Source organism: Beijerinckia sp. L45, from assembly GCF_009765775.1.
Classification (GTDB): Bacteria; Pseudomonadota; Alphaproteobacteria; order Rhizobiales; family Beijerinckiaceae; genus RH-AL1.
On the sequence record NZ_LMUU01000228.1, the window covers coordinates 19630 to 22136 of the forward strand.

3 pseudogenes are annotated in these 2507 nt (G+C 60.7%); 2 read left to right on the plus strand and 1 reads right to left on the minus strand.

The annotated features are described in order from the left end of the window. Positions 1-462 precede the first annotated feature (462 nt). Together GSQ79_RS29870 and GSQ79_RS29875 are read left to right on the plus strand one after the other, a co-directional pair. Positions 463-750 (plus strand): annotated as a pseudogene (locus GSQ79_RS29870) (transposase); the annotation flags it as partial. Then, positions 693-863: pseudogene (locus tag GSQ79_RS29875) on the plus strand (transposase); the annotation flags it as partial. The pseudogenes GSQ79_RS29870 and GSQ79_RS29875, both read left to right, overlap by 58 nt. Positions 864-1017: 154 nt before the next feature. Here the strand turns inward: GSQ79_RS29875 and GSQ79_RS24170 are convergent. Next, positions 1018-2231 (minus strand): annotated as a pseudogene (locus GSQ79_RS24170) (IS701 family transposase). Between the last annotated feature and the right edge of the window lie 276 nt (positions 2232-2507).

A 2507-nucleotide genomic window follows, 5' to 3' on the forward strand; every position in this document is an offset into this window, starting at 1 on the left:
GCGTGCACTGAACCATGCTTCGCGAGGCCGCCGCCACGTCCGCTTCGTCCTAATTGCGTCCGGGAGGAGCCGTTCAGCTTCCGGCCAGGACACGTCGTAACGCCGACGGTCGGCACTGCGCCCAACCTGGTTGTTCCTTGGCGCTGAGCGACGTCCAATAGCGGTCGTTGGTTGAAGTGCTAATCTCGGTGCGATTAGCCTTCAACGCGACTGGGATACCGATGTCTATAGGGCCACGGATCGAGCGCGGGGACGAGGCCGCAGAACGGCGGCAGAATGGGTAGAACTCCATCTATGTGCGGTTTCGGCGCTGGGCCGAACAAGGCGTCTGGGATGCGCTGGTGGGGCTGGGACTGACCGATCATTCGCAACACATGATCGACTCGACGACGGTGCAAGGCCACTCGCAGGCAGCGGGCGCAAAAGGAGGGCTTTGGTCGAAACCGCGGCGGCTTTACGAGCAAATTGCACGCCCGCGCTGACGATCAAGGACGCCCTCTCGGCTTTGTCGTAACAGGCGGCGAAGCTTCGGATTACACAGCCGTTCCGCAGTTGCTGGCCCTACCGGTCGGTCGTCCCAAGGCCATGCTCGCCGACAAAGGCTACGACGGGGATGACGTCCGCGCGGCACTTCTCATGAATGGCATTTTGCCGATCATTCCGCCCAAAGCTAACCGGAAGAACCGGCCGCTTGCGACTTCAGACGATACAAGGATCGCAACCGCATCGAGCGGATGTTCAACAAGCTGAAGCAGTTCCGCCGCATCGCTACGCGTTACGACAAACCCTGCCCATCCTTTTGCGGCTTCCCCTGTCTTGCAGCTGCTCGCATTTGGATGCCAATCTTTGTCAACAGAGCCTAGCACTACAGTTGCATTTTTATTCGGATATGGTCCCGGCGGGCGGTCGCTTGATGAGCACGTCTCCAGAGTGACCATGCGATGACGCGGGCGGGTTCGAAGTGTCTTTGCGCGAAGCGGATCGCAATGCGTCGGATTTCCTGAACGGACCACGGGATCAGCGTTCGAGGATCGCCTTCGGGATCCGTTGGCTTTTTGGGGGCGTCTTATTGGCTTCGTGGCGGATCCGCGCTGTCATCGCGAAGGCGAGCATGACGAGCGACACGTGACGGTGCCATCCATGCCAGGATCGGGATTCATTGTGGTCAAGGCCGAGTTCATTCTTTGCGGTCTCGAAGCTGTCCTCGATCGCCCAACGGCGGCCTTCGACATTCACCAAGGTTTGCGCGGGTGTTCCCGCAGGGCACCAGGTCGAGAAGAACGCCATCTCGCCATCGCCGATCGTGCGGCGGATCAACAGACCTCGCGTCCAGACGGCGTCAAGGGCGGCTGCGCCGCCGGCTTCAAGATCCGCGAGTTCAAGATAGCTCCAGTCGTAGAGCCGCGCCCCCTTGGTACCCTCACCGGCAGACAGTCGTTTCCACGCTTTTGCAGGCAAGCCTTTCGCGATCGACGTTGCGGTGCCAGATACGCGCTCGGGTTTACCCCAGGAGTGAAAGCCATGATCACTTTTGACACCCAGGACATAGCCTTTGTTGGCGCCGCGTAGGATCATCTCGATGTCGCCGACACCGTAGACGGTATCAGCGGCAACCCAGGCAAACGGGACATCGGTAGCAAGGGCGCGCTCGATCATCCCAACCGCCAGGCGCGGTTTGGTCGCAAACTTCGTTCCCTCGAGTACATGTGCAGCTTGCAACCGCTCCGGATCATCCGTCCAGGCCTTCGGCAGATAAAGGGCGCGGTCGATAAAGGCATGTCCATGGCGCGACGCGTAAGCAGCGAAGACGCCGATCTGGCAGTTGGTGACCTTGCCCGCCGATCCCGTATACTGCCGCCCGACCCCACAAGAGGCCTGCCCTGCTTCAAAAAACCCGTCTCGTCGATGATGAGCACCGCCTGATCGTCGGCCAGCGTCTCGAGCGCGTACTGTCGAACAATGTCGCGCAAGGCATCGGCATCCCACCGGCCGCGCCCAAGAATCGCTTGCTGCCGCCACGGCCCGGGATCCCCGGCTGCTTCAGCACGAAGCCATCCCGTCTTACGCTGCTCGGAACTCAGAAGCCCGTCGATGAAAAGCCCTGCCGAGGTAGCGACGCGCTCCTGCGTAAAAAGCGGAGCCATCCGTGCCTTCACGTCCCGTAACGACGACGCCCAAAGCTCCAGCGTCTCTTCGATGCCAGCCACCATCACCCATGATCTCCGAATCATGGATACCCATAGATTCAGACCATGCGATGATGTGCAACTGTAGTGCTAGGGACGGCTGCTTCGGGTCCGCTGATGACTGAGCCACTCGACCGCAAGTGGCCTGAGAACGAACCCGCTTTGCGGGAGGGTGCGCGTGTCGAGAGGGAAGTAAAGTCGCAACGATTGTACTTCGGTTGAGCGATCTCTGGCGTGGGCAGACCATCGCGGCTCCTTAACTCGAGGAGCTTACGATGAACGAGGTCACTCTTGCCGCCCCGATCAGCCCGCTGCGCCAGC